This is a genomic window from Stenotrophomonas capsici, assembly GCF_034961085.1.
GTDB classification, from domain to species: domain Bacteria; phylum Pseudomonadota; class Gammaproteobacteria; order Xanthomonadales; family Xanthomonadaceae; genus Stenotrophomonas; species Stenotrophomonas capsici.
The window spans coordinates 1-1128 of the sequence record NZ_JAYFUH010000218.1 but is presented as its reverse complement, the minus strand read 5'-3'; the positions used below and the strand labels follow the sequence as shown (position 1 = coordinate 1128).

General features: G+C 67.2%; 1 protein-coding gene and 1 pseudogene. Both read right to left on the bottom strand.

The features are described from left to right. Positions 1-577: CPBP family intramembrane glutamate endopeptidase (locus VA603_RS11560; protein ID WP_323438935.1), on the bottom strand; the 577-nt coding region annotated here is incomplete at its 3' end. Positions 578-657: 80 nt separating this feature from the next. Next, positions 658-1128: pseudogene (gyrB, locus tag VA603_RS11555) on the bottom strand (DNA gyrase subunit B); the annotation flags it as partial.

Genomic DNA, 1128 nt, shown 5'->3' with positions numbered 1-1128 from the left:
CCCACAGGCGGCCGAACAGGACGCGCCGGAACAGCAATTCCTCATAGGCCGGGGCCAGGAACACGGCGAAGACCACCAGCAGCAGGGGATAGTTGGCCAGTGCCTGTTCCATCAGCGGCAGGTTGGTCGGGGCCGGCTCGATGCCGAACTGCTTGCCGATCCAGCTGATCAGGCTGCTGCCAATGAACACGCAGGCCGCTACCAGCAGCGTCCAGCCCCAGGTCGTACCGCGGCGGGCATTCCGGTGCGATTGCGCGCGCTCGGCCGGCGTGGCGCGACGACGCCAGAAGTACAGCACCAGTGCCGCGCCGCCGGTGGATATCAGGGCGATCAGGATCTGCGCCAGCGCGCCCGGGTCACCCAGCAGGCCCGACAATTCCTCGCCGGCCGGCATGCCATTGCCGTTCTTCGCGGCCTCCATGCCCACCATGACGCCGCGCCACAGGCCCCAGGCCAAGCCACACGCCAGGCTCAGGCACAGCAGGAAGCCGGCGGCGAGCAACAGGTCCGCGATGAAGCCGATGACCGGCGATTCCTTGCGTGCCATGGGCGGGGAGAGCGGGGGAGGGACGGACATCGCGGGCCTTTGCAGAGCAGGCGGTGGGCAGAAGACGGGCGCCATGGATGCCTGGCGCCCGGGTCTTGCGGCTGGATCTCTCAGATATCCAGGTTCATGACCTTCAGCGCGTTGTCCTCGATGAAGTCGCGGCGCGGTTCAACCACGTCGCCCATCAGGGTGCTGAAGATCTGGTCCGCTTCCACCGCATCCTCGATGCGTACCTGCAGCAGGCGGCGGGTATCCGGGTTCACGGTGGTGTCCCACAGCTGTTCCGGATTCATTTCACCCAGGCCCTTGAAGCGCTGGATCTGGCGGCCCTTCTTGGCCTCTTCCATCAACCAGGCCTGCGCCTGCGCGAAGCCGGTCACCTCGGTGCTCTTGTTGCCACGGCTGATGGTCGCGCCCTCGCGGATCAGGCCATGCAGCAGCTGCGACGCCTGGTGCAGCGGACGCAGCTCGCCGGACTCGAACGCGGACAACGGCAATACCTGGATGTGCTCCTCGCCCATGTGGCGACGGGTCACCAGCACGGCCGCCGGCCGCTGTTCGTTCGGTTCCTGCAGGGTCAG